The 25,783-nt window shown below is 38.8% G+C and carries 20 protein-coding genes, 1 tRNA gene and 4 pseudogenes; 14 read left to right on the top strand and 11 right to left on the bottom strand.

The window, feature by feature from the left end; genetic code table 11:
- Nucleotides 1-76 (top strand) — tRNA-Glu (locus N523_RS0110125).
- A gap of 312 nt (nt 77-388) precedes the next feature.
- Nucleotides 389-655 (top strand): DksA/TraR family C4-type zinc finger protein, encoded by a 267-nt coding sequence (locus tag N523_RS0110120; protein WP_024602991.1) that lies wholly within the window; start codon nt 389-391, stop codon nt 653-655.
- Nucleotides 656-745: 90 nt separating this feature from the next.
- On the opposite strand, the gene gloA is transcribed toward N523_RS0110120, so the two are convergent.
- The 5 genes and pseudogenes from gloA to N523_RS0110100 all read right to left on the bottom strand — a co-directional run bounded on the left by gloA (nt 746) and on the right by N523_RS0110100 (nt 5,894).
- Nucleotides 746-1,147, bottom strand: a complete 402-nt coding sequence (gene gloA, locus N523_RS0110115) for a lactoylglutathione lyase (RefSeq protein WP_024602990.1) — start codon at nt 1,145-1,147, stop codon at nt 746-748.
- A gap of 54 nt (nt 1,148-1,201) precedes the next feature.
- Nucleotides 1,202-2,233, bottom strand: a complete 1,032-nt coding sequence (locus N523_RS0110110) for a serine hydrolase domain-containing protein (protein ID WP_028834982.1) — start codon at nt 2,231-2,233, stop codon at nt 1,202-1,204.
- 119 nt (nt 2,234-2,352) lie between these two features.
- Nucleotides 2,353-4,263 carry an aminotransferase class V-fold PLP-dependent enzyme gene (locus tag N523_RS0110105; protein WP_028834981.1) on the bottom strand — a complete coding sequence of 637 codons (1,911 nt, stop codon included), beginning with the start codon at nt 4,261-4,263 and terminating at the stop codon, nt 2,353-2,355.
- A 312-nt stretch (nt 4,264-4,575) separates the two neighbouring features.
- A pseudogene (locus tag N523_RS19655) lies at nt 4,576-4,659 on the bottom strand (endonuclease III); the annotation flags it as partial.
- A gap of 161 nt (nt 4,660-4,820) precedes the next feature.
- A complete protein-coding gene (locus N523_RS0110100) occupies nt 4,821-5,894 on the bottom strand; it encodes a DUF418 domain-containing protein (protein ID WP_028834980.1) in 1,074 nt (357 codons plus the stop codon).
- 89 nt (nt 5,895-5,983) lie between these two features.
- On the opposite strand from N523_RS0110100, the gene N523_RS0110095 reads away from it, so the two are divergent.
- Complete coding sequence (locus N523_RS0110095; protein WP_028834979.1) at nt 5,984-6,538, top strand: TetR/AcrR family transcriptional regulator; 555 nt, start codon at nt 5,984-5,986, stop codon at nt 6,536-6,538.
- 204 nt (nt 6,539-6,742) lie between these two features.
- Here N523_RS0110095 and N523_RS18995 read toward each other — a convergent pair.
- The 4 genes and pseudogenes from N523_RS18995 to N523_RS18990 form a co-directional block, all read right to left on the bottom strand.
- Nucleotides 6,743-6,991, bottom strand: a pseudogene (locus N523_RS18995) (endonuclease III); the annotation flags it as partial.
- Nucleotides 6,992-7,114: 123 nt separating this feature from the next.
- Nucleotides 7,115-7,984 carry a DMT family transporter gene (locus N523_RS0110085; RefSeq protein ID WP_051440316.1) on the bottom strand — a complete coding sequence of 290 codons (870 nt, stop codon included), beginning with the start codon at nt 7,982-7,984 and terminating at the stop codon, nt 7,115-7,117.
- Nucleotides 7,985-8,118: 134 nt separating this feature from the next.
- On the bottom strand, nt 8,119-8,826 hold the full coding sequence (locus tag N523_RS0110080; RefSeq protein ID WP_016900424.1) for a helix-turn-helix domain-containing protein: 708 nt from the start codon (nt 8,824-8,826) through the stop codon (nt 8,119-8,121).
- A 236-nt stretch (nt 8,827-9,062) separates the two neighbouring features.
- Nucleotides 9,063-9,308 (bottom strand): annotated as a pseudogene (locus N523_RS18990) (endonuclease III); the annotation flags it as partial.
- A 67-nt stretch (nt 9,309-9,375) separates the two neighbouring features.
- Here N523_RS18990 and N523_RS0110070 point away from each other — a divergent pair.
- Nucleotides 9,376-11,040: a recombinase family protein gene (locus tag N523_RS0110070; protein ID WP_231485807.1), complete on the top strand. Its 1,665-nt coding sequence runs from the start codon at nt 9,376-9,378 to the stop codon at nt 11,038-11,040.
- A gap of 77 nt (nt 11,041-11,117) precedes the next feature.
- Here the strand turns inward: N523_RS0110070 and N523_RS0110065 are convergent, their stop codons facing one another.
- The gene (locus tag N523_RS0110065) at nt 11,118-11,321 is read right to left on the bottom strand and encodes a hypothetical protein (RefSeq protein WP_028834974.1); all 204 of its coding nucleotides are present in this window, start codon (nt 11,319-11,321) and stop codon (nt 11,118-11,120) included.
- A gap of 577 nt (nt 11,322-11,898) precedes the next feature.
- On the opposite strand from N523_RS0110065, the gene N523_RS0110060 reads away from it, so the two are divergent.
- The 3 genes from N523_RS0110060 (at nt 11,899) to N523_RS0110050 (ending at nt 14,355) form a co-directional block, all read left to right on the top strand.
- Nucleotides 11,899-12,291: a hypothetical protein gene (locus tag N523_RS0110060; protein WP_028834973.1), complete on the top strand. Its 393-nt coding sequence runs from the start codon at nt 11,899-11,901 to the stop codon at nt 12,289-12,291.
- A 131-nt stretch (nt 12,292-12,422) separates the two neighbouring features.
- The gene (locus tag N523_RS0110055; RefSeq protein ID WP_028834972.1) at nt 12,423-12,707 is read left to right on the top strand and encodes a hypothetical protein; all 285 of its coding nucleotides are present in this window, start codon (nt 12,423-12,425) and stop codon (nt 12,705-12,707) included.
- A 700-nt stretch (nt 12,708-13,407) separates the two neighbouring features.
- On the top strand, nt 13,408-14,355 hold the full coding sequence (locus N523_RS0110050; protein WP_028834971.1) for a replication initiation protein: 948 nt from the start codon (nt 13,408-13,410) through the stop codon (nt 14,353-14,355).
- A 35-nt stretch (nt 14,356-14,390) separates the two neighbouring features.
- Here N523_RS0110050 and N523_RS0110045 read toward each other — a convergent pair whose 3' ends face one another.
- A complete protein-coding gene (locus tag N523_RS0110045; protein WP_028834970.1) occupies nt 14,391-15,269 on the bottom strand; it encodes a hypothetical protein in 879 nt (292 codons plus the stop codon).
- A gap of 812 nt (nt 15,270-16,081) precedes the next feature.
- Between N523_RS0110045 and N523_RS0110040 the strand changes: the two genes are divergently transcribed.
- The 7 genes and pseudogenes from N523_RS0110040 to N523_RS0110005 all read left to right on the top strand — a co-directional run bounded on the left by N523_RS0110040 (nt 16,082) and on the right by N523_RS0110005 (nt 25,749).
- Nucleotides 16,082-16,288, top strand: coding sequence for a hypothetical protein (locus N523_RS0110040; protein WP_004589247.1), 207 nt, complete (start codon nt 16,082-16,084; stop codon nt 16,286-16,288).
- 853 nt (nt 16,289-17,141) lie between these two features.
- Nucleotides 17,142-18,317: pseudogene (locus N523_RS18985) on the top strand (IS4 family transposase).
- 119 nt (nt 18,318-18,436) lie between these two features.
- Nucleotides 18,437-18,796 (top strand): hypothetical protein, encoded by a 360-nt coding sequence (locus N523_RS0110025; RefSeq protein WP_004589251.1) that lies wholly within the window; start codon nt 18,437-18,439, stop codon nt 18,794-18,796.
- Nucleotides 18,797-18,903: 107 nt separating this feature from the next.
- Nucleotides 18,904-19,401: a DUF411 domain-containing protein gene (locus N523_RS0110020; RefSeq protein WP_004589252.1), complete on the top strand. Its 498-nt coding sequence runs from the start codon at nt 18,904-18,906 to the stop codon at nt 19,399-19,401.
- Complete coding sequence (locus N523_RS0110015) at nt 19,401-20,828, top strand: TolC family protein (RefSeq protein ID WP_004589253.1); 1,428 nt, start codon at nt 19,401-19,403, stop codon at nt 20,826-20,828. The genes N523_RS0110020 and N523_RS0110015 overlap by 1 nt, the downstream gene beginning before the upstream one ends.
- Nucleotides 20,828-22,570, top strand: a complete 1,743-nt coding sequence (locus tag N523_RS0110010; protein ID WP_004589254.1) for an efflux RND transporter periplasmic adaptor subunit — start codon at nt 20,828-20,830, stop codon at nt 22,568-22,570. Before N523_RS0110015 ends, N523_RS0110010 begins: the two co-directional genes overlap by 1 nt.
- Before the next feature lie 14 nt (nt 22,571-22,584).
- Nucleotides 22,585-25,749 (top strand): efflux RND transporter permease subunit, encoded by a 3,165-nt coding sequence (locus N523_RS0110005; RefSeq protein ID WP_008467841.1) that lies wholly within the window; start codon nt 22,585-22,587, stop codon nt 25,747-25,749.
- The last annotated feature ends 34 nt before the right edge of the window (nt 25,750-25,783 follow it).

The following is a 25,783-nucleotide window of genomic DNA, read 5'->3' as shown; positions in this document are numbered from 1 at the left end:
GTCCCCATCGTCTAGAGGCCTAGGACACCGCCCTTTCACGGCGGTAACAGGGGTTCGAATCCCCTTGGGGACGCCACTTACTTTAAGTAATATATACAGCAGTGTGACACCACACACTCTATCCGCAACTTTAAAAAGAGTGAAAATCTCTTGATACGCCACCTACTATTTATTAGTAAGACAGCTTTTACTAAAAATATCTAAAATCAATTTATCTGCATTTCTATTATTACCTCAGAATTATTCAGTGAAGTTAAAATCTCAAAATTAAATATTTTATATAATAACTCCTAAATTTTATTAGCATCTTTCCCTTTCTTATATTCAGCTTAAATATACTTCGCCTATGTTAGGTTACATATAAACGTCCAAATAAATAGGAGGTTATATGGCAAGTGGATGGGCACGCGATGGTGCAATTCAAGATCAAATCGACGCCAGCGTTAATGATGCTGTGCAATATGCTAGAAGTAACTTAGTTTCTGGAGCCAGTGCCGAGCTATGTGAAGAATGTGATGAACCAATACCACAGGCACGAAGACTTGCGTTACCAGGTGTTAAGTATTGTGTAAGCTGCCAAGTTGAACTAGAAGGTAAAGGCGCACTTTCTAAAGGGCTTAATCGGCGTGGCAGTAAAGATAGTCAATTACGATAAAAAGGTGCATACAGCACCTTTTTTAAAATTGTATCAGAGTTAAGCTTAAATAATTAAAAAGCCGCTTAGTAAACCTATTAAATATATTTACTAAAATTTATTCATATTTTCTTTTTTCTGAATAAGTTCAATTGAGTAGCCATCTGGATCTTTTACAAACGCTATTTCTGTTGTGCCACCCTTTACTGGACCTGGTTCACGGCTTACGTTACCGCCAGCGGCCTTGATATCAGCACAGGCTTTATAGATATCATCAAACTCAATCGCGATATGACCATAGGCATTGCCTAAATCATAGCTGTCGGTATCCCAGTTATAGGTCAGTTCAAGCACTGTTGTGTCAGTTTCATCACCGTAGCCCACAAAGGCGAGGGTATAGCGGTACTCTTCGTTATCAGCACGGCGTAACTCTTTCATACCAAGTACTTGAGTATAAAACGCAATTGATTTATCTAGATCAGCAACCCGTAACATGGTGTGTAGTAAACGCATTTAAATCCTCTTTAAAATTCATATAAATTTTTATAACGCAGCTAGTTTTAACTACTATTGCTGCGCAGTTAAAATATCAATAATCCGATTATAAATTATTTCTGTGAGCATCACAGTATCATCGCCATTAGTATTTATAAACTGCACAACGACTGTATCGATATCTTTATAATAACGAGCAATGCTTGAATACCCTAATACCCAACCTGTGTGTTCATACTTATAAAGTGATGCATACAAAGCTTGCTCTTGTTCGTCGAAAAAAGTGCCTTTGTTTAAAGCAAAAATAAAGTCGCCTACATCTTGTGCGGTTGCCACATAGCCTTGATCGAGTGCTTTAAAATCATTCTCATAACCTACGTAGTAACCACTCATCAAATCTACTAAATTGATTTCATGTACAGATGAAAACGTATGCGTTAGGCCCAGTGGCATTAAAATTTCATCTCTAATATATTGGTTATGATCATAACCCAGCACGTTAGACATAATTTTTCGCAGCAACAAATAATTGGTATTAGAATAGCCATAGTCAGCATCAGGGCTAAAATCAGCGGGTTTATCGAGTACTAATGCAAGTGGGTCAGGGTAGGTGATTGACCAATCGAAATTATCAGTGTCTGTGTAATTGGGTATGCCACTTTTGTGTTTTACCATCATTCGTAGTGTTATTTTATCTGCGTTTTCAATGCGTCCAATTAACGATGGAAGATAATCAGCCAGTGTTTTATCTACATCAATACGTCCAGCGGCTGAAAGTTTAGTTAACGCTGCTGCATCATATAACTTTCGAATGCTGCCAATTTTAAAAAGTGCACTAGGGTAAGCGGGTATTTTGTGCTTTCTATTATGCAAACCATTTGCAAAATATTCAGGTTGCTGTCCTTGTTTATGAATATACACAATAATGCCATCAATTCCTTGTTCAATAGCCTCTTGTGTTTGTGCTTGAACATTAGCGGGCAGTGGGTGAAAGTAATATAAAGCAAACTGCCAAGGGGCAAAAATGTATATGCTAGTAAGAGTAACAATGAGAGCTGCAATCCGCAGAAGTGTAAGCGCTTTTTTGTTCTTCAATTGTATCATTGCATTCTGGCTTCATTTATTTTTGGAGTGTGAGGATCAGCTTTTTACTCTACTAAACAGCAATATCATGTGATATTGCTGTTTAGTTATGGGGAGTTTGGCTGTATTAAAGTATATTTTTACTTATTAACTTTGCCCTTAAGAACATAGATTTCACCATCAAAACTCCCTTGAATAGTCAAACCTTGCCCAGCTAGCTCTTTAAGGTACTCTATGTGTTCCTCTGTAATATGCTGCCCAGGCACCAAAAGCGGAATACCTGGCGGATAGGGGGTGACTAAACCGGCACAAATACGGTTGTTACTTTTACCGATAGGCACAGATTCGCGCTCGCCATAAAAAGCATCACTTGGAATACACGCAAGGTCTATAGCGGGTAGGTTTTCAGGCAAGCGAGATCGTCGCGTCGATTTTGACAACTTCACTTTACCGCTGTCGAGTTTTTTGAGCGCATTATAAAGACGAATTATTTTTGAGCGCGTGCCGCCAAGCGTCAGTAACACTAAGATGGTGCTGTGGGTGTATTTTTCTATTTCTAAGCCAATTTCATCCAGCAGATACTTATGAATATCTTTTAATGAATAGGGTAATTCGCTAATGTCGATAAGAATTTTTAGCGGATCGTGACCCATGTTATCACCACTGAAGTGCGGAAATATTTCCATAAAGTCTTGCTTACCTAGTACTTTAATTTGTTTGAGTGAAGCCATCTGTTGTTTAAATTCTTCCACATGGTTCAACAAAGCATTGAGTAACTTATAGCCTTCCATCTCTAATTGCTTTTGGCATACATCAAGCGACGCGATAAGCTGATATTTTGGCGATGTACTGGCGTAAATACTGTAAATCTCACGAAAGAAATCAGCATCGAAATCAGGGTCGTTAACATGAATATAAGACGCTTGAGAAAACGCCGATACCACTTTATGTGCCGAATGAGTGACGTAGTCAGCGCCAGCATGAATGGCGGAATAGTATCGTAGGCTTGGATGAAACAGCGAGTAAGCAAACCATGCCTCGTCAATAAATACTTTAATACCATGTTGATGGGCAAAATCGACCACCTGTTTCAGATCGCTCAGTAGGCCATCGTAAGTACAACCGGTGAGAACCAGCAATTTTGCATCGGTATTTTGTTCTATCGCTTGTTTTATATCGGCCAACGACGGCGGCGCAAAAATGCCATATTTAGGATTTAAAATACTCGACAAATAAACAGGTAAACTCGCTGATTGCAAAATGCCATAGTGCACAGATTTATGACAATTGCGGTCGATGATCACTTTATCGCCCTTACGCAGCAATGTCTGCAAGATGATTTTATTTGAGGTAGACGACCCATTGGTAACGAAATAGGTATGCTTGACTTCAAACGTCGCCGCTGCTGACTCTTGCGCACGGCCAATGGTATTGGTGCTATCTGATAATGATCCTAACGAATCAACAGAAACCGACAGATCGCCCACGAACACATTACGACCATAAAACTGATAAAAATCTTTAATATAAGGAGAATTTCTAAAGCTCGAGCCGCCACTGTGACCTGGTGTATGCCAAGAATCGTTTGCTTCGCCAACATAACGGCGATACGCAGTCCAAAATGGGGTTTCTGAGCGGTCATCGAAATCGTTGATCATATAGCCTAAAATTGCTTCAGGATCAGAAATTACCTCATCTTTAAAAAAGAAAGACTCAATCTCCTCCGACTCATTAACGATTTCTAGCCCCTTCGTATCATCGCCAATAACATAAACAGGCAGCTCAAGGCGGATCCCTTTTAACTGCTCGATAAAGCGACTATAAGTGCGTTCGCCAACCTTATTTTGCAAATCCCAGCTAAGCACTACAGCCTGAATATCACCATCTTCCTCTACAATGTCCAACGCTTGTTTTAGCTCAAGACGCTCAATAATATCGATATGAATATCATCTCGCTCAAAATTGGCAATGGTCTTCGATAGATTCGTTGAAAGCTCTTGTAAGGTGACTGGATCTTGCTCAATTAACAAGATACGAAGTATTGGTAGCATAGGAATTCTCGTAATAAAATTTCATAATGCTCAACAGCATAACTAAAGGATTGACGCTTGTGAAATTAATACTTTGAAAATGTTCCAATAATTACGGCAAATCACGAATAAACAGATTTTATTTGAATTGATTTACAAGGTATGAAAAATGAAAGGTGCCAAAGTTAGACACCTACTTTGAATAAACAAAAAAGTAACACTGGAATACGAATTAATCATTGAGCTTATTCTTATAAGCCTGATAATTGAGGTTTAGTATTAACAATCGTGCTAAATGAACGTTTTTTATTTACGGATCTATTCTGCTTTATCTTTAAACTCTTTAGGCACTACTTTTTCGAGCTTCTTTTCTACTTCAACAACGTTCTTACCCATAGCAAACTTATCAAGGTTTGAGTCGGCCAGCCGAAAGATAATAAAAGTAGATGCAAAAGGTAATACCTATAGGATGCTTTTATTAACTTCCTGACTGTTACTATCGACATAGCATTATTTACCCTAATTAAACAGCTAACAGTCTCAATAGTTTTAGTTTTTTAAAACAATGTTTTGGCCTACTAAGTGCATTTTTTAAAAATCCATTCTAAAGGCCCGTGTTTAAAATACTTGAGCCAAAACACACTGAAAATTATGCTAATTATGCAAAAGACCAATGCGGAAAATATTGACAAGTCTATGGTTTGGTTAACGAGTAAGCCAGTTGCCTCAAGAATTCCCATGCCAATAATGACATGTGCTACATACAGAGTTAACGTTAACTGCCCAGTTTTGCTTAGCCACTCAATTAACCGGTTGGTAGGAAATACACTTGCTAGTTTTAGAGAAACCAGCAAAACAAGAACAGCAGAGCTTGCAGCTGAAAACATATATTGTGGCAACGGCGGTATTATTGACGTGGTTAACAAAAACTCAATTTCATCTTTTGACATGCCAATAGACGGGTCATCTCCTGCCCACATTCTCAGCATATAGAAGCTTGCTTCTACAATAAGTAAAATACTTAAAGACCATGTAAACAAAGACTTCCTTACATTAGCATTGGATAAATCTTGTTTACCCAACCATATGCCAAATAACAAGAAACCACACCATGGTAAAACTGGGTGATAACCATTAAAGAAAAGGTGTCTAATCACTCCTTCAGTTGTCCAAAAACCAGAATAACTAAGCTCAAGCCAATCCCATCCTTTTTCGTAATCAAAGAATAGCCACATTAATGGAAATGCAAAAACAAAACCGATAGATGCACTGAGCAGTTTCTTGCTGCTAAGAGTAAATAATAATGCAGCTATCAAAAAATAGAATGCATAGAATTTCAAGATGTCGGCTTCCCAAATAGGTGTAAAAGCCAAGCCAATCAAAAGTAGTAAAACAGACCTTTTTATCAAAGAGGTTCTTACTTGCTTGATGTGTTCAAGTGATTCACTGGTAACACATTTTTTAGTTAAAAACGCAATACCTATACCCGCTAATATAACAAACAAAGCCGAAGCCCGACCTTCGAATAGAGCCGCAAACTCTATTAATTGTGGTGTGCCAATATCGGCGTTCATGGCTAACTTAAAGTTGACAATAACCATACCAAAGAGCGCTAACGCTCTTGCAAAGTCAATACCGATTAGTCTATTCACTCTCTTGCTCCACAGAATTCATTTTTAACTTTTGAGACATTGCTGTATCATAATGGAACTTAATAGATGATACAAGGCTGTCTCATAAAATGGATGCAAGAACAAATAATTCGAGAAAAAAAATTATTCAATCGGGGTTAAAACTGTTTATTCAAAATGAGGACTCAACGCTAGTTGACGTGGCTAAAAGGGCTGAAGTTGGTAGAGCAACGGTGTACCGCCAATTTAAGCATAAGGAAGCGCTTCAAGAAGAGATTGCGTTATATTGTTTAGACCGCTTTGATGAAGTAAATATGTCCGTTGAAAATAAAGCTAAAGACTCATTGGATGCTATTAGGCTTGTATTCGAAAATACTTTGCCGTTATACGAGGAATTCGCTTTTTTGCAAAAATTCGAGAAGATGTTTCAGAAAAGTGAAAAGCTTCAAGTTCGTATACAACAGCAAGATAACGAGATACGAGAATTGATAAAACTTGCGAAAGATGAGGGGTTATTAAGTAAGCACTTCTGTGTTGATTGGGGTTTTTATTTTTTTGAAGGTTTATTGTACGCAGGTTACAAGATGAGTCATCTAGATAATTACAGTTCAGGTAAGGCAGCACATTTAGCTTTTTTATCGTTCAAGAGTGGGGTTGCTTCATAACCCCCTGCAAGAATATAGATGTAACATTAATTTAGTGAAGACAGTTACTAAGCACATCTTGTGGGTAATTTATTTAAAAGATCAGTTTGCTACCTATCTGTTCTTTTTTGGGTGGAAATCGACACAACTTAAGCCAGCGATGTCGCAACATGACACTGGGTAAGCCAAAGCTAAGGTCCGCTTTCGTATCTTAACAGGTGGGAGCTATTCAGTCTTATCTTTAAACTCACATAAATCTTCAATAATACAGCTGCCACACTTTGGCTTTCGCGCCACACAGGTATAACATCCATGTAAAATGAGCCAGTGGTGCACGTCTACTTTAAATTCTTTGGGGATCACTTTTTCGAGCTTTTGCTCAACCGCAACCACGTCTTTACCCATAGCAAGCTTAGTACGGTTTGATACACGGAAAATATGCGTATCAACTGCAATTGTCGGCCAGCCAAAAGATAATTAAGGTAGATAGCAAAAGGAAAACCTATGGACTGCTTTTAGCCATATGCTGACATTAAGCCTTAGCAAATTCAGGAGCATATTTAGGGCTATATATCTACATTGTTTTGACGGCTAACCTTAGTTTTTTTGAGGTTTGATTGTTTGCATCAATAGGCATAGTGATACTAAAGCTACGCCTGCCCAACCTATTACTTTAAATTTTTCCCCAATAATGACTATAGCTAAAACAGTTGCAACTAATGGTTCAATTAAGGTGATTAATGTCGCTTTACTTGCATCTATATAATTCAAGCCAAAACCAAATAATAAATATCCTAAAAACATTGGAATTATTGCCATATATAAAGATACGAAAGCATTAGATGAACTTGAAAATAAGTTATCACCCGTAAACCATAATGAAGGAAGTAACAATAGTGCAGCACAACCGAATAGCCCAGACATGGACGATGTTGAGTGAACGCCACTTTCAATTAAACACCTTGCCGCCCATGAATAACCTGCATAAGTTAAACCAGCAATACAACCTAAAATAATCCCCAAACCCTGTTGATTGATACTGTAAGCATTATTATTACTCTGGTTTTTACCTAAAGTTAACAGAGCAATACCTATAGCACCAATGACAAAGCTCAACATCCATTGCAATGAAATGTCCTTTTTGCTAATAAGACGTTCAAGGATTCCAGCAAAAAAAGGTGCAGTGGCTATAGATACTACAGTACCAATGGCAACACCTGATAAGCGCATTGAGGTATAGAATGCTAATGGGTAAATAGCGACAGAAGCGACACCTAAGAGAAATATTTTAGGCTGTTCGAGCATCAGCTTATAATCTATAAGTAGCTTTTTTCGAGCTGTGATTACAAGTAACACTCCTCCTATCCCCATAGAGAATGCACCAATAGCCAAAGAGCTTACATCTGGGGAGTAGCTTGCAGCAGTACCAGTTGTCCCCCACAAGAAACTAGCAACAATAATCGCCATAACACCTTTAAAACTTCCGTGATGATTTTCCACAATGAAACTTATTTATAATAACTTCAATATAGAAATAGTATGCTAATTATGTAGGGTGTTTTTAACAATTAAGACGCAATAGTTAACAATTCCGACTAAGTTTACTTTTTGAATTTAGTTGGTGATAGACCAAAGTATTGTGAAAACTTTCGGCTAAAGGCTGAGGGTTCTTTATAACCTACTTTTTCACCAATAATTGGTAACGGATAATCTGTATGCGTAAGTAATGCTTGGGCTTTTTCCATTCGAAGTTTTGTTACGTACTTCATCACGGTCATACCTGTTTGTATTTTAAATAGTTTCTTAAACTGTGTTTCACTCAGGAAAGCAGATTCAGCTAAACATTTAATTTGAAGCTGCTCTGCAATATTTTGCTCTATGAAGGATATTGCTGTACCAATGCGACTATCTACCTTTGGTAATAAAGTTTGCTCTGCCAGCAGTAAGCTGAACATTTCGAACATCGCCTGTTCTAATTGAGCATTAACTTTGTTTTCTAGTTGGTTTTCGATAAAAGTTAAGTAACTTCTAAGAGATGAGTTAATTGCAAAAACAATACATTGTGAAGATGAAATATTTAGCGGAAGATTTTTCATATCTACGACTACAAACCTAGCTTCAGTGTTTGCAGTGAACAGGTGCTCTTCGTTGGCTTTAACTACAACACATTCACTTGGTGCAACTTTTCCATTGAAATCACCAACACATATATTTATGACACCACGTAAAGGTAGAACCAACTGATTAAATTGATGTGAGTGACGAACTGGCTTTGTGCTATAGGAGCGGATGGATAATAGATTTTTCATAATAATAGAAAACGTATTGCCTTATTTCATCATGATTAGGGTTATATATCTTAGAGTAATGAATTCTAAAGTGAAGTCTTAGTTTCTACTGGTGTTTTTAATTAAAGTTTATATGATCAATGTGGCGGCTTAGTTGACTGTCAAGATGATGATAGCTCTACGTTTAATGGATACTAAAAATATCTCTGAAAACTATTGATGCTAATGTCCGTTATCGTATCAAAGCAGTCTAAACATTACTCAGTCTTATCTTTAAACTCACACAAGTCTTCAATTATACAACTGCCGCATTTTGGTTTGCGGGCTGTACAAACATAACGACCATGCAGTATCAGCCAGTGGTGTACATCGACTTTAAACTCTGCTGGTACAACTTTTAATAGCTTTTTTTCTACTTCAACAACGTTCTTACCCATGGCAAGCTTGGTACGGTTAGATACACGAAAAATATGCGTGTCTACCGCGATAGTCGGCCAGCCAAAGTATAGTAATAGTAGATGCTTATATTGTATTGATTTATACTGTGTTTAACAACAGCAGAGAATCAATATGATGAAATACCGAAATACCTTTAAGCCATTACTTTACAGTTATATACGCTTTTCTACGATCGAGCAGGCTAAGGGGCATTCGTTAAATCGGCAGCTTAGTTTTGCAAAAGAGGTTGCCAAGGAAAAGGGACTTGAGCTTGATGATTCACTTTCTATGCGTGATATGGGGTTAAGTGCGTTTCATAAAACTAATATTACACGTGGTGCTTTGGGTGTATTTTTAGCTGCGGTTGAGCAGGGAAAAGTACCTCCAGGCTCTATTTTGGTGCTTGAAAGTTTGGACCGTATTTCTCGTGCTGCACCACTAGAAAGCCAGGGTATTATTGCTCAAATTATTAATGCAGATATTACCGTGATCACTGCTGCTGACCGTAAAGAATACAATAAAGAAAACATTAAAAAGAATCCGATGGATTTGGTTTATATTATTCTTGTACTAATACGGGCTAATGAAGAAAGTGAAACTAAATCCTTACGGGTTCGCTCTGCATTAACAAAACAATGCCAAGACTGGTTAGCCGGCAAACGTGGTTTTAGAGTTAAGTGTGGCATGTCACCTAGATGGGTGGTGTGGAATGACGACAAAAAATTATTTGAGCTAGAGCCGCGTAATAAAGCAATTATGTTACGAAAGATTGAACTATTTCAAAAAGGCTATGGTGGTATTAAAATAGCTGAACTTATTAACGGTGAGTTTGGTGCGGGAACTGTTAACCACACTGGGGCTAATGTTTATAAAGAGGTAAAGCGCCGCTCTCTTATAGGTGAGTTAAATGTAAAAGTAGGCGATGTTGACTACGTTCTGGAAGGTTATTACCCGCCATTAATGAGTAAAGTTGAGTTTGATTTTTTAGTCGCAGATTCATCTAAACGAGGTGCCACGAAACATACACAAAAGTTTGTGGGGATTTTATCGGGCGTTGGTGTATTTAAATGTGGTAGCTGTGGTAAATCGGTTGGTTCGCATGTTGTTTATCGTAAAAAATGTATTGATAAGGTCAAAAGCAGCCACAAGCGTTACGGCTGTGTTGAGGCTCGTCGCAGTAATAATTGTACAATGAGCTCTACTGTTCAAATTGAAATGGTTGAAAATGCTGTTGTTACTTTTTGCCAGGATAAGGTAAACCTGCAACGTATTTTATTAAAAGGCAGTGACCGCGAACTAATTAATATAGAAGAGTCGGTACTTATTGCACAGCTTGAAAAGATTAATGACAATATAAACTCACTAACCGAAATACTTTTGACACTCGACGGTACACCTCCTCAAGCAATAGCTAATAAAATATCAATACTTGAATCACAAGCGCGTGATGTAAAAACGCAGATTGATACTAATAAAAATAAACTCGCTAAAATTGATAACTCATTTCGTGATGAAGTAACTGATCGGTGGTTATCAATTACTAAAAACCTTGTAAAACTTTCCAACGACGAACGTTTAGCTATTCGCCAACTAGTTAAAGACACTTTTAAAAGCATCAGTTTACAGTTAAATACATTTAGCGGCGATAAAGGTGGTCTCAATAATGTATTTGAGCATCTATTAGGTGCCTCAAATGCTGACTACTTTGAGCTTTTACTGGAATTTCATAATGATAAGAAGCGTTTGTTGCGTCTGCATAAACATACGGGTGAACTAGTTAGTGGTTATGACTTTTGACGTAATTACGAAGTGACCTGTTGCAAGTTTCCCCTTTCAACAGGCCATATTCAATATTACTTAGTTGAAGGGCTTAGCTATTTAGGTTCTTTAAAATAATTAGGATCAATACCTGTAAACCTAGCACAAAAGGTTTTAATAGTTTGATCCATCATTGCTTCAAAGACCATTAACTCAACAACCATACCTGACTGAATAATCTTACCTTTATTGGTTATTATCGCTAGCGCATATCCTTTTTGCATTTGAAGTCCATTATTATTAGAAGAAATAATTTGCATAGAAACCTTTAAGTTATTAATAAAAGAATTGGTTAGCTTGAAGGTTTAATTAATCAAACTAACAGTACTATGATAACTATTTTCAAAATTTTTCAAAATTTAGGGATATTTTGGATAAACTTCTGAATTCCCCCACTAAATGGAGAGTTACAGTTCATCTTGATTGAAATTCAGAGAAATATACAAAATTTTATTCAAATTTATTTAGATAAATGGAGGATAAAGCAATATGCTCTGTATGTTTTTTAAGCAATTGCTGGGGTTGGTTCATTAATTGTTCAATGTTTTAATTACAAATAGGTAGGCTTAAGTATTTTTCACACTGAATTGTCTATGTACTTAAAATATAGGTTCACTTTCTGGACTTTTTAATAAGTACGACTAAAACTATTGTCAATACGCTCGCAGGTAATAACCAAATATATTCCGCCATATTATTCATTCTCGAAGTTGTAGAGTCATATTAACCTTAATGGTTTTTATTTTTTTTGCAAATTTAGCCTACATAAACGTGATTTTCTATTTTTACCCACCGTTTGGCCCTAGTTAATTTCAGGACAATTAACGAGGACAAATCATGAAAAATACTAAATCTCAATTTATTCGCCAATACGTTCGAGCCAGTAGATCCCCTTGGGATGACTGCTCTACAATTTTATTGCTAGCAGATGTAGTTAACGAGCAAGCGATGGAGTTAAATTTCAATCATTACATCTATTTACATAGAGATAGCGTTGGAAATGTACTTGGAATTAGTATTTCAAATAGTATGTTGGAAAAAAATCCAAGTTTTGAAAGTCGATATTTAGAGGGAGTAGATATGACGCTTTTTTTACTTATCTACATAGAGCAAATAACACAGTTTTGTGAGCTGTTCTCTGAGGAGTTCCAGCAAATATTTATGCAAACGCCAACTACATTTTTTGCAGCAGCAGAGAATGATTGGGTCGATATTATCGACAATGCATAGCCCCCCTAAGCGAACATTTGTTCGCTTTTTTATAATATTTTTTCGTAAACCGATTTAAATACCCATACCTGTTTATTACTTAATAATGAGTTATCGATTTTGATAACAAACCACACAAGGATAGTGAAAACATGAAACATGCATATGTATCAACATTGGATTTTTTAAATTTATTACACACATTTAGCCGAGTAATTACCACGAATGACCATCAGATAAACTTATTAGAATTACGCAGTGATAATGCGAATTTAGATGAGCTTTGGGAGGTTATTGGCTCTGAAATTACAGCGAATAAAACACTAAATGAGTTTGCCATGCGAAAACTCACCTACGAACTTATGCATGCTCTGATTAGCGACCCAGTAGAGCGTGTGGAGCTGCCGTGTGACTTCGAGGATGATGTTTTTTCTTAGGGTCAAGTTGGAAATAATTAGCAGTTGAACTAGGTCACAATGGTTATTTTCAAAATCAAAATGACAGCCTAATCATGTCTCCCAAAATATGCCATGAATCATTATTTGCTGATTCGCTGCCCTAACTGCAATAGCGTTTAATAGGGCATTTTACTCAGTTACTGAGTATCAAACCTGGGAGGGAGTCCTGCGCAAATACAGGGTTTCGTTGCGGTGACTCAAAAGAGCAGTCATTGTAATAATGTTTGGCAAGGCGGATAGGTCAAATGCACAAGGGAGGTAGATTTATATCTATCTCCCTTGTGCGTATTTCAGTTAGTTCACTCAGTAGCATCATTACAAATTATAGTGGCAGTATAAGAAAGATTTAAAAAAATAATTAATTATTTTTTTACCGTACTAAATGAATTAATAAAAAATAAAAGTGACAACTTTTCATTTAATTTTCTATTTTTCTATTTTTATACTTTTAGAGGGGGTTAAGTCACTGCAATAAATTGTAATATTCCCAGTGTTAGTGGGCAATTTATGTGTTTATTGTGACTATTTATAGGAATTGAGTAGGCAATTTATACGGTTTAGGGGGACGCTTTTACCGTGAATAAATAAAAATTTTATTTACCAAAAAACTTACCGAAATTTCTTTTATTGGTTGGGGCGCGGTTAGCATAACAGCATCAACTAAAAATGAGGAAGAGAAGTGAGCAGTAAGAATTCTCCAAAAATTGTTTTCGCTAATAAGCTGTTGCATGCGGGTTATTCACTCGATATTAATGAGCAGCGATTAATAAATCTAGCGTTGTCTAAAATTAATTCCAAAAAGTCTAACCCAGGAAAAATTCTGATTTATCCAACGGAATATGCCAAGTGTTTCGGTCTGAGTAAGCACAGCGTTTATGAGCAGCTGAGTTCTGCCGCAGAGTCACTAAGAGATAAATCTGTCACTATTTTAGATGATAGTGGTGAAGCGTTTTCAATCCCTTGGGTGAGTAGCGCTAAATATGAAAAGCTAAAAAATCAGGGCTCATTCATTAATATAGAGTTTTCAAAAGAAATAGAGCCCTATATTTTTAATATAGAGGGTAATTTCACAGAGTTATTTTTTCATAACACAGTAAAACTTAACACGTTAGCATCATTTCGGTTGTATGGACTCCTAAACGAGGTGCGAAATTATAAAAATTACAAACGACGGGGCTCTGTAGTTATGAATTTACAACTACCAGAGATGAAAAAGAAGTTGTTTTTATCTGAATCATATGGAGCATGGCGGGATTTTAAAAATCGCGTACTGCTACCTGCTATAGAAAAAATTAATGCCCACACAGACATACGCGTAACGTTTAAGCCACAAAAAATTGGCAACTGTATTACCGCCATCGAGTTTTCATACATCCCTCAATCCGACGGTCAGCATATAGCTAGGCCGAGGTTAGCTCGTCGGCCGAAGGTAAAAAAGGGCTCGCATGAAGAGGGGGTATGGGCTCGGGTAAACCTCAATCGATTAGGAGGCTATGAGCTATCAAACCAAAACGAAAACCCCGCTTTTAGATTGGCAAAAGCAGATATAAGGCGTTGTGTAGAATATGCAAAAATTCTTGGTGACGATAAAGCTAAGTCGTATTACTCTCATCAATTACGCAACTAAAATAATCATAATGTCTCAATGTTTATGCTACTGCATTACGAGTAAAACATTTCATTAATTTCTTCACACAATTTAGTACGGTATATTATTGAGGCACGCAGCAGCTCAGCATCACTTTCACTGAGAAGTGGTGCTCGTGTTTTTTTGTCATAACGTTCAGGTAGTTCCGTAAATAGCTGCTCATGTAATCGTTTTATATCATCAAAAATTTTGACCGACTGAGAGAATAAAAAAATCTTACTGTAATCGCTTTTTTTTAACGAGGCCAAATATTTTAGCAAAATGACTTGTCGTGCAGTTTTATTTTTGAAACTGTGTTCCACCTCAATAGCGGCTATTGAGCCATCAGGAAGAAGCACAGCGCCATCCACAGTTCGTGTAGCGGATAGGCCGTTAATTCGTTGAAATTCAGGTTCAGTAATAAACCCATTCCACATGGGCGCATATGTCTCATTACTATGGTAATTATGTATACCGCGCAACATTACAAATGCATTAATCAGGTTATGCATTACATGGTTACTATTGAACTGCAGTGCAGGGTTTTTATTCGCTCTAAAATGTATGTCGATGCCCATAAGTTCCTCGGCAAATTTGGCAGCAGTATAGGTAGGAACATAGACACGACCATCTGGACTGCGGTGTGTTTTTACAACACGCAACAAACTGTCCTTTTCTAGCCGGTTTAAATGCTCTAAGGATAACCGATGATTAATGCCGTAGAGCCAGCGAATAATCCCTGGTGTAACAATAGAAAACCGAATTGCAATAAGCACCGAGAGCTTGGTTCTGTTAACCCCTTTTTGATGATTGTTTGCGCCTGGATAATACCGCATATCAATATCAAAATAGCGAGGGTAGTGAGTGAGAAGTAGGTTGTTCGTTTCTAAATCTTTTGATGGTTTCTGAGTCAATTCACAAAATCCTTTTAGTGAGTTAATTATTAAAATTAACTAGCACCGCAACACAAAAATTATCATCATTTTATAATTACATTGCCGTTTTTCATTCCGAGATGCTCTGACAGCATGCACGGAATCATTGTCGCGATAATTATCGCAACAAAAGCCGCTTTCAGCGGATGGTCTCTCAACTTCGTTGTTTAACCATAGGGACTAAAACGCCCGTCAGCTCTGGTGTTGCTCCGCAACGAGCTGACTCGACGCGCTATCGCGCTAGCGTTGTAGACCCTGCGCGAATGCACCGAGCTACGCTCTGTACTAACCGCCATACTGCCGCTTCAGACAATGCGATGGGTGCCCCATTATCCGCATTTTTCTTCGCTTTTATTTTCTACGAAAATAGATGGTTCGATATCAATTTTTGCAAAATTTTAATCGAATTTCGCTGATGCGAAACACTATCGCGGTTAGTACAGACCAGCCTGTACATTCGCGCTGTCTCCATGTGTCTACGGCTTCGCCTACAACACATTACGCGCTTGTTGGCCTCATTCTGAGGCGCTATTTTTGCAGTTTTTCGTGCCGAAAAATGCGATCTGAAAACCTATCTTTCAGACAAAAACCGCCTTCAAATTAAACAATTAATAAAGTTTTTTAGAAAATAATAAGGGGTTTTTACTTAATAAAATTAGGTGAAGTAAGGGAAGGGCTAATTACTTAATCCAAACTGTTTGTTGCTGAACTGCGCAGTCAAACGAGTTTGTTTTTTATCACGAAATCATTAAATTGTGAAGTTGTAATTAATGATTAATAAGGTTTAAAAAATGAAAAACGACGCTATTGATATCGCAATTAACCCCTCAACAGGATTACCTATCACAAATGCCAGTACTAATATCGTAGATGTTGGTGGCAATGTGGTGGGCCAGCCAGACAGGGTAATGACTGTTTATGAGATTGAAGATTCGATAGCCGATTCAAACAATGATGACTGTTTTGATGCATTTGACTCGTTTGATGATGGTTTTTAATGCACAAAATATTGAAAACTATTAATCAATATCGAATAGAAGTCGTCTATTCGACTATTGCATTCATTGGCTCAGCTATACTATTTTTTCAATATCAATCAACTCAAAATTTTGCGTGGTTTATTTCGCTCACTTTATTCTGTAGCAAAATGGCTATTGGCATAATTAACTATGAGCAATATTGCCAAAGCAATAAGCGTAGTATGAAGATAGCGCTCAAATATTTGTTATTTAAATTTGTATAAAACCTGTTTATTTGTCCTAAACACAAAGCGCTCCGAGTTAATCAGGCGCTTTTTTAGTTTTATAAGTATTTAAGTTTTTGACCAGTCTGCCTTTAAGCTAGTTAAAATATTTTGATTCGACAAACATCAACGTATAAATTATGAAATATTAGATATCAAGTGTGGGCTTGTGGGTACCATCATTTCAGATGATTTTGAGCCACAGCTTGAGAATAACTACAATTTGAAGTAAAACAGGGCACAAAAATTGATATTTTTTGATTAGAGCTTCAATTTTAATTTAGAGTAAAAGTATTTTCAGTTAGTGCCAGAGTAGGTCGGATAAGCTAAGCGCCATCAGACACAGTAAAATACTTTACCAATTATTATGTTGTCGAGTGGCTGGAGAGTGCCAAAAGCGGACACTTCTAGTCAATGGTGAGCAACGAATTTATAGCTTGCACAAATATCAGATGTACCTAAAAGTATTTGTAAGTTTAATTAAAGCAATATAGCTGACGAATCCCCACGAATGGCGTAGATAAAACAAATAGTTAGAGGCGAAGGGAACATTCATGGCAGTTCCCGATCTGATCTTTCGCCAAAAACACCTAACCATGAATGCTGCCATGAATGTAAAAACAATGCTCGCCGATTTCCTCTCATTTGTCACCCCCAAATGTATGCACAAAGCCCGATTTTTAGCTGTGGGGGCGGCAGTACAAAGCTTGATGCAGAATGGCCAATGCACGGTAACGGCTATCGGCCGTAATTTTGACAGTGAAACGTCATAAAAACACGGCATCAAACGAGCTGACCGTTTGCTAAGAAATGAAGCGCTTCAAGCAGAGGCGCCGCTTATTTATGGCGAAATGACCCGCTTGCTACGTCAGGGCAAACAGCCGCTGATTTTAGTGGACTGGAGCAATGCCGACACCGAAAAGCGCCTTTTTATCCTGCGTGCCAGCCTGGCGCTGGAAGGTCGCCCACTGACGTTACATCAAGTTGTTGTGCCGATGGACGAGTATACGTGCCCACACGTACACAGGGCGTTTTTATACCGGTTAAAGCAGGTACTGCCGGCAGACTTTAAGCCGGTGATTATTACCGATGCGGGTTTTAAAGTGCCGTGGTTTAAGCAAATACGTAAGCTCGGCTGGCATTACATTGCCAGAGTTCGTGGCAACCAGACACTGCAACTACCCGGCCAGGATGCCTATATCACGGTTGCCAAAGCCTACAAAAAAGCACGCCCTACGCCCCAAGTCTTGGGTGAGGTTAAGCTGACCAAAGCCCAGCAATATCGCACTCAAGCCGTGCTGGTGGGCACCGGTTGGAAGCTGCGAAAATCCGACAAACACAAGCAATATAAAGAGCCGTGGTTGTTGGTCTCATCCTTGCCCAATTGCTTCGATTACGCGACGAAGATTGCCAAATGCTACGGCAAACGCATGCAAATAGAAGAGAGCTTCCGCGACCAGAAAAGCCAGACCTATGGCTTAGGTAGCGAAGCCCACCGTACTTATAAACGCGAACGATTGGAAGTGCTGTTGCTATTGGCGGCACTGGCAAATTGGTTGCATTACATGATAGGGCTGGCGGCAGAGCTGGCCGGGAAGCACTTGCAGTTTCAGGCTAACAGCATCAAACATCGGCGAGTACTCTCATTTAACTACCTGGGAATGCGATTATCAAAGGCCGCCCAGCTGGGCTTAACTGAAGAAGAGATACAAGCGGCAAGACGGCAAGTCACGCTCTGGGCCGCAGAGTTTGACTGGGGTGTCATCAAACTGGAAAAGAGCTGATACTATGGTCAAATTCGAGGGGATCCCTCAGCAAATATTCATAAATGTTTATACAGCATCAATTGACTTAGTCAAAAATTTGCATTAGTATTAGAGATGTATATTTGTAAGAGAATTTTATGTCTAAAGCATTTTCAAAAGTCTTAGTAATGACGCTTATGCTGGTTGCCTTTGTAGGGCAAGCATTTGCGTATTCTGCTATGCCTTGCGAAATGTCATCAGGTTCTCACGAATCACACATGAACATGAACATGAACATGGATCATGGTGATATGAATAAAAGCAGTAATGGTCAATCAGAAGATTGTTGTGACGTTGAATGTATTTGTCCTGCAAATGCTTGCTCATCTACGACAGTCCTAAATTCCAGTATTGATTCGACAGATATTCAAATATTCAGTGAATCTGTAGCTGCTCTGCAATCTAAACAACCTCATTCAATTTCCACTTCCCTTTATCGTCCACCAATTTTTGCCTAATACAGGATTAGTGCGTCCAAATTTCTCGCACATGTAATTAATTTTTCTGTTAGTCAATATAGCGTCGTAGCGCTATAGATATTTTCCAGCGATGTCTGGGGGCAAAAATGATCAATAAGTATTTAAAAATAGCAGTAGTAATGCTGCTTTCACCTGCGTTTGCAAACGCCAACGAACATAACCATGCACACAATAACGACGTAACACCTTTGGAGTTAATCGTTTATAAAACCCCTACTTGTGGGTGTTGTAAAAAATGGATAACTCATATTGAAGACAAAGGGATCGTTGCGCATTCCAAAGATTTCCGAAACATCGGCAACATCAAAACTAAGTATGGTATCAAACCTAATTACCGCTCATGCCACACGGCAGTGAGTAGAAATGGATTTGCCTTTGAAGGTCATATACCTGCTAAATTTATTCAGCAGTTCTTATCAGAAGAACATCCCAATGCGATTGGGCTTTCAGTTCCAGCAATGCCAGTTGGCTCTCCCGGTATGGAAGTCGATGACCGCTTTATGCCATACAACGTGTTAATTCTATTTAAAGATGGAACGAGCAAAGTCTATGCAAAAGTTAAGACATACGAGGAGCAATTCTAATGAAATTGAACTCTTCAAACCTTACTTCACTTTCAACTGCATTAATACTCGGCTTATCTGTATTCTCAGCTCAAGCTGAGAAAGTAGTGTCGCTTGAACAAGCTATCACCTTAGCTCAGCAAAATGATCCTTGGCTTCATGGTAGCCGATTGAAACAAAGTGCAGTTGAAAATAGAAGTATTGCTTCAGGTACTTTGCCTGATCCGAAAGTATCGCTAGGGATAATGAATTTACCAACAGATACTTGGGATTTAGATCAGGAAGGAATGACTCAGCTAAAGGTTGGCGTCTCTCAAATGTTTCCGAGAGGCGACAGTCTAGAGATCAAGAAAGACCAGTTACAAATTGAGTCCACGAAATTTCCACTGTTACGAGAGGATCGTAAAGCTAAGTTGAAAAGCCAAGTGTCACAACTTTGGTTAGATGCTTACTTAGCCCAACAAACTATTAAATTGATTGAAGATGATTGGTCTCTCTTTGAGCAGATGGCGGAAGTGGCTAAAGCTAGCTATTCAAACGTTGTTGGTAAAACTAGACAGCAAGATGTTATTCGTGCTCAGTTGGAAATCGTGCAGTTAGATGACAGATTAACTTCGCAAAAGCAGAAACTAGAAACGACAATCGCTCGTCTCAATGAGTGGCTTCATATTTACGATGCGGATCGTTTGAATGAATCATTCAACTTTGACGCGCAACCATTAGAGTTTAGCGTCTCAAAAGAATTGCCTTCGATTCAATTGAATAATCCAACAGTCCTAAAAGCATCTAATTACTCAAGAAATCTATTGGCTCAGGAGCTTTCGAATCACCCAGCCATACTTGCGATTGATATAAAACGCAAAGCTTCAGAAAAAGGAATTGAGTTAGCCAAACAGCAATATGAGCCGCAATGGGGTGTTAATGCTAGTTATGCCTATCGCGACAATATGCCCTCTGGTGATAGCCGAGCTGATTTATTTTCTGTTGGGGTAACGTTTGATTTACCCTTGTTTACCGAGAACAGACAAGATAAGCAAGTTGCAGCTTCTATTGCAGATTCAGAGACTATTAAAACCGAGAAACTATTACTGACAAAGCAAATGATCAGTGTTTTAGAAAAAGAACTAAGACAGCTTAAACGCTTATCAGATAGACAATCTATCTATCAAGAACAACTCCTTAAACAAACTCATGACCAAGCAGAAGCGTCATTGACAGCCTACACAAATGATGATGGCGATTTTGCCGAAGTTGTTCGAGCAAGAATTGCCGAATTAAATACCAGAATATCAGCTTTAAGAATTGATGTTGACGCACTTAAAACAGTTGCTCGTATCAACTATTTCTTTGCACATTCTCAATCTAACTCAAATGCTGAACATAAGTCGATGCAAACTTCACACAAAACTAATCAGCACTTATCCAGTCAGCAATTTGGAGAAAAATAATGTCAACGAATACAAAAACAATTATTGCCATCATCATTGGGGCAGCACTTGGTGCTGGAGCATTGAGTTTATATCAAGGTACTGGCTCAAACAGTAATAGTAATGAAGCAACATCAGGAGAAAAAAAGCCTCTGTATTGGGTTGCACCGATGGATTCTAATTACCGCCGGGACAAGCCCGGTAAGTCGCCTATGGGGATGGATCTAATTCCAGTGTATGAGGAAGGATCATCTGGTGATGACTTTGGCCCCGGAGCAGTAAAAATTGCGCCTCATGTAGTGAATAACCTTGGGGTTCGCACTGCACCTGTTGAACTGAAAAATATGCATACTGAAATCTCAACGGTAGGTTATGTTCAATATGATGAAGATAAGCTAATTCATATCCATCCACGGGTTGATGGCTGGATTGATAAACTTTACATCAAAGCAGCAGGTAACCCTGTAGAGAAAGGGCAGCCTCTTTATACACTATATTCTCCTCAGTTAGTTAATGCTCAGGAAGAGCTGTTAATAGCGTTAAAGCGCAACAATAGTTCTTTAATTTCAGCAGCCAAAGATCGCCTAAAAGCGTTACAGCTTTCAGCAGACTTTGTTCAAAAGCTAGAAAAGACACGAAAGGTTCAGCAAACAATTACCTTTTATTCACCACAAGCAGGTGTTGTCGATGGTTTGAAGGTTAGAGAAGGTTTTTATGTAAAGCCGGGAAACACCTTATTAAGCATTGGCCAGCTAGATCAAGTTTGGGTTGAAGCAGAAGTGTTTGAACGTGACGCAGCCTTAATTAAAAAAGGACTTCCTGTATCAATGACACTGGATTATTTACCCGGTGAGGACTGGGCTGGTGTCGTTGATTATGTTTATCCAACATTGAACAGTAAAACACGCACACTCCGAGTGAGATTGAAATTTGATAACACAGACTATCAATTAAAACCAAATATGTTTGCACAAGTCTCTATTCACGCTAATCAAGCTGATAGCACCATCCTCGTGCCTAAAGAAGCCGTTATTAGAACAGGTAAACAGGACAGAGTAGTACTTGCGTTAGGTGATGGGCAATTTAAATCTATTGAAGTGACTATTGGCCGGGTTGATATCGACAGCATCGAAATATTAGACGGCTTAAATGAAGATGACGTTGTGGTGACATCTGCCCAATTCTTGATTGATTCTGAATCAAGTAAAAGCTCTGACTTTAAACGAATGACTCATGATGAAGTGCCTAACTCTGTTTGGATGCAAGGGGATGTTAATAGTGTTATGGCAGGGCACCGCATGGTTAATATTTCACATGGCCCTGCTGAAGCTTGGGATTGGCCTGAAATGGTTATGGATTTTACTGTGGCTGAAAAAGTCGATATTGACTCATTAAAGTCAGGTCAATCTTTGCACTTTGAAGTGAGCAAAACCGAAGACGGTGGATATGAAATTACTGGAATTCATATCATGAGTGAGCCTGAAGTATCATCAGCAACAGTATCTGGTTTGATTAATGCGATTGATATTGATACACGGATTCTAAATATTAGCAGAGGCCCAATAGAGAAGTGGGATAGACCTGCTGCGACGATGGATTTTATCGTCGCGGACAATATAGAAATGGTTGATTTCAATGTCGGTGATAATGTCACTTTCACTTTTGAGGTTAGAGATGACTTAGTTATCACTGACATTTCTCTTGAATCAGATGAACAACACGGCAAGGAAAATAAAGCTGCTGTTGATCATTCTAATCATTAAGTGGGAGAAAAATAATGATTGAATCAATTATTAGATGGTCTATCGGCAATCGTTTCTTTGTTTTGTTGATTACCTTAATTATCGCGTTTGGTGGTTTGTATTCATTACAAAAAACACCAGTAGATGCACTCCCCGATCTTTCTGATGTGCAGGTGATAATTAAGACGAGCTATCCGGGACAGGCACCACAAGTAGTGCAGGATCAAGTGACATTTCCTCTTACTACAGCGATGTTATCAGTGCCGGGGGCGCAAACTGTTCGTGGTTACTCATTTTTTGGTGATTCCTACGTCTACATTATTTTTGATGACGATACTGATTTGTATTGGGCTAGAAGCAGAGTACTTGAATACTTAAGCCAAGTAGCATCAAGCCTGCCTGATTCGGCAAAACCTCAATTAGGACCTGATGCAACAGGTGTGGGTTGGGTATACATTTACGCTTTAACAGATAAGTCTGGAAACCATGATCTAAGCCAATTAAGAAGCATTCAAGACTGGTTCTTAAAGTATGAACTACAAACTGTTCCGGGCGTGTCCGAAGTTGCCGCCGTTGGTGGTATGGTTAAGCAGTATCAAGTGCAAGTAGATCCTGATAAATTGAGAGCTTACGATATTCCTCTAAGTTTAATACAAATAGCCTTACAAAAAGGGAACAAAGAAACTGGCGCATCCGTTGTGGAAATGGCTGAAGCTGAATATATGGTTACCGCAACGGGGTATATTCAATCAGTTAGTGATATAGAGAAAATCCCACTTGGTATTAACGAACAAGGCACGCCATTGCGTATTGGTGATGTTGCTACCGTTAATTTAGGGCCTCAAATGCGCCGTGGTATCGCAGAGCTTAATGGTGAAGGCGAAGTTGTTGGTGGTGTTGTCGTTATGCGCTTTGGTGAAAACGCTCAACAAACCATAAACGGGGTAAAAGAAAAACTTGAATCGCTTAAATCTTCTCTACCAGAGGGGGTGGAGATTGTCCCTGTTTATGACAGATCGAAGTTAATAGATCGTGCTGTTGATAATCTTTGGAGCAAGTTGCTAGAGGAGCTTGCAGTCGTTGCTATTGTCTGTGTGGCTTTCCTATTTCATCTTCGCTCATCTATTGTGGCAGTTGTTACTCTGCCATTAGGTATCTTGGTGTCGTTCATTATCATGTATATGCAAGGCATCAATGCCAACATTATGTCTTTAGGCGGTATCGCTATTGCGATTGGTGCGATGACTGATGGTGCAATAGTGATGATTGAAAATATGCACAAGCATATGGAGAAAACACCACTAACAGATGAAAATCGCTGGCAAATTGTTGCTAAGGCTGCGAGTGAAGTAGGCCCTGCACTATTTTTTAGCTTACTGATCATTACAGTCTCATTCTTACCTGTATTTATCTTGGAAGCGCAAGAAGGAAGAATGTTCTCTCCGCTCGCCTATACAAAAACCTATGCAATGGCGGCATCAGCAGGTTTGGCGATCACATTGGTGCCTGTTTTGATGGGCTACTTTATTCGAGGCAAAGTTGTTTCTGAAAAGAAAAACCCGTTAAACCGATTATTGATTGCTATCTACATGCCTGTTTTAAAGCAAGTCATGAAGTTTCCAAAATCGACAATAGTAGCAGCAATATTAGTGACTATCGTTGGCTTTTGGCCTGTCGATAAAATTGGTAGTGAATTCATTCCGCCATTGGATGAAGGCGATCTCATGTATATGCCTACTACCTATCCCGGTATTTCAATTGGTAAAGCAAGGGAGTTATTGCAGCAAACAGACAAGCTTATTCGCACTGTGCCAGAAGTTGAAACTGTATTTGGTAAAGTAGGAAGAGCTGAAACTGCAACCGATCCTGCACCTTTAACCATGATTGAAACCTTTATTCAATTGAAGCCACAAGAGCAGTGGCGAGAGGGTGTGACTACTGAATCGTTAAAAGCTGAGTTTGATAAATTGGTTAAGTTTCCGGGCTTAACGAATGCTTGGGTTATGCCAATCAAGACCCGAATCGACATGTTAGCAACAGGCATAAAAACGCCTGTGGGTATTAAAGTCGCCGGACCAGAGCTTGATGTGATTCAGGAAATCGGCCAACAAATAGAGCAAATTTTACCCGAAGTTACAGGCACAGCATCAGTTTACTCAGAGCGAGTTGCAGGTGGACGATATATCAAGGTTGATATTTCACGCGATAAGGCAAGTCGCTTTGGGTTAAACATCGAAGATGTTCAACAAGTGGTTTCTACAGCTATTGGTGGTATGAACGTTACCCAAACGGTAGAAGGTCAAGAGCGTTACCCTGTTAACTTACGCTATCCGCAAGACTATCGAGACTCTCCTGAGCAGCTATCACGATTACCTGTTGTAACACCAAGTGGTCAACGCATTGCACTAGGTGATGTCGCAGATATTCGAGTTGAGAACGGTCCGCCGGGGATTAAGAGTGAAAATGCTCGTTTAAATGGCTGGACGTTTATCGATATAGACGGTGTTGACGTAGGTACTTATGTTGAAAGTGCAAAAATACACTTGGCTAATAATCTAAAACTACCAGCAGGTTATTCAATTACTTGGGCTGGGCAATACGAATATATGGAAAGAGCGAAAGAAAAGCTCACCTATGTATTGCCTTTAACACTCGCCATTATTGTTATTCTACTTTACTTAAACTTCAGAGCGTTTAGTGAGGTGGCTATCATTATCGTTACCTTGCCGATGGCGATGATTGGTGGCTTATGGTTGATGTATCTGGAAGGGTTTAACTTCTCTGTGGCTGTTGGCGTGGGCTTTATTGCTCTAGCTGGGGTAGCGGTTGAGATTGGTGTGATAATGTTGGTCTATCTCAATCAGGCACTTGCTGAGCTTAAGGAAAAAGCTGAAGAGCGAGCTGAACCTATCTCTGATGATGCATATCAAGATGCATTATTGCACGGTGCAGGCTTACGAGTTCGTCCAGTAATGATGACAGTTGCAACAATCATTATCGGCTTGATGCCCATTTTATATGGTACAGGAACAGGTTCGGAGATTATGAGTCGTATTGCTGCACCTATGGTAGGCGGAATGACAAGTGCTGTGCTACTCACTCTTATTGTGCTCCCAGTAATTTACTCAATCGTTAAAAAGCCAGAATTAAACGCCTTTAACAAGGAGCTTTCTAAGGCGGAGCTAAAAAGTAATGCTTAGCGAAGTTAAGAAACCATAAATAGCAATTTCAATA

This window comes from Pseudoalteromonas sp. 23_GOM-1509m (assembly GCF_000518425.1).
Lineage (GTDB): Bacteria > Pseudomonadota > Gammaproteobacteria > Enterobacterales > Alteromonadaceae > Pseudoalteromonas > Pseudoalteromonas tetraodonis.
This window is presented reverse-complemented; position numbering and strand designations above follow the sequence as displayed.

What these genes read in the sequence shown, in the direction of transcription:
- N523_RS0110055 (WP_028834972.1), top strand. Translation starts at nt 12,423, where the DNA reads ATGAAACATGCATATGTATCAACATTGGATTTTTTAAATTTATTACAC.
- N523_RS0110095 (WP_028834979.1), top strand. Translation starts at nt 5,984, where the DNA reads ATGGATGCAAGAACAAATAATTCGAGAAAAAAAATTATTCAATCGGGG.
- N523_RS0110040 (WP_004589247.1), top strand. Translation starts at nt 16,082, where the DNA reads ATGAAAAACGACGCTATTGATATCGCAATTAACCCCTCAACAGGATTA.
- N523_RS0110120 (WP_024602991.1), top strand. Translation starts at nt 389, where the DNA reads ATGGCAAGTGGATGGGCACGCGATGGTGCAATTCAAGATCAAATCGAC.
- N523_RS0110060 (WP_028834973.1), top strand. Translation starts at nt 11,899, where the DNA reads ATGAAAAATACTAAATCTCAATTTATTCGCCAATACGTTCGAGCCAGT.
- N523_RS0110010 (WP_004589254.1), top strand. Translation starts at nt 20,828, where the DNA reads ATGTCAACGAATACAAAAACAATTATTGCCATCATCATTGGGGCAGCA.
- N523_RS0110005 (WP_008467841.1), top strand. Translation starts at nt 22,585, where the DNA reads ATGATTGAATCAATTATTAGATGGTCTATCGGCAATCGTTTCTTTGTT.
- gloA (WP_024602990.1), bottom strand. Translation starts at nt 1,147, where the DNA reads ATGCGTTTACTACACACCATGTTACGGGTTGCTGATCTAGATAAATCA.
- N523_RS0110015 (WP_004589253.1), top strand. Translation starts at nt 19,401, where the DNA reads ATGAAATTGAACTCTTCAAACCTTACTTCACTTTCAACTGCATTAATA.
- N523_RS0110070 (WP_231485807.1), top strand. Translation starts at nt 9,376, where the DNA reads ATGATGAAATACCGAAATACCTTTAAGCCATTACTTTACAGTTATATA.
- N523_RS0110085 (WP_051440316.1), bottom strand. Translation starts at nt 7,984, where the DNA reads ATGGCGATTATTGTTGCTAGTTTCTTGTGGGGGACAACTGGTACTGCT.
- N523_RS0110025 (WP_004589251.1), top strand. Translation starts at nt 18,437, where the DNA reads ATGTCTAAAGCATTTTCAAAAGTCTTAGTAATGACGCTTATGCTGGTT.
- N523_RS0110105 (WP_028834981.1), bottom strand. Translation starts at nt 4,263, where the DNA reads ATGCTACCAATACTTCGTATCTTGTTAATTGAGCAAGATCCAGTCACC.
- N523_RS0110110 (WP_028834982.1), bottom strand. Translation starts at nt 2,233, where the DNA reads ATGATACAATTGAAGAACAAAAAAGCGCTTACACTTCTGCGGATTGCA.
- N523_RS0110020 (WP_004589252.1), top strand. Translation starts at nt 18,904, where the DNA reads ATGATCAATAAGTATTTAAAAATAGCAGTAGTAATGCTGCTTTCACCT.
- N523_RS0110080 (WP_016900424.1), bottom strand. Translation starts at nt 8,826, where the DNA reads ATGAAAAATCTATTATCCATCCGCTCCTATAGCACAAAGCCAGTTCGT.
- N523_RS0110065 (WP_028834974.1), bottom strand. Translation starts at nt 11,321, where the DNA reads ATGCAAATTATTTCTTCTAATAATAATGGACTTCAAATGCAAAAAGGA.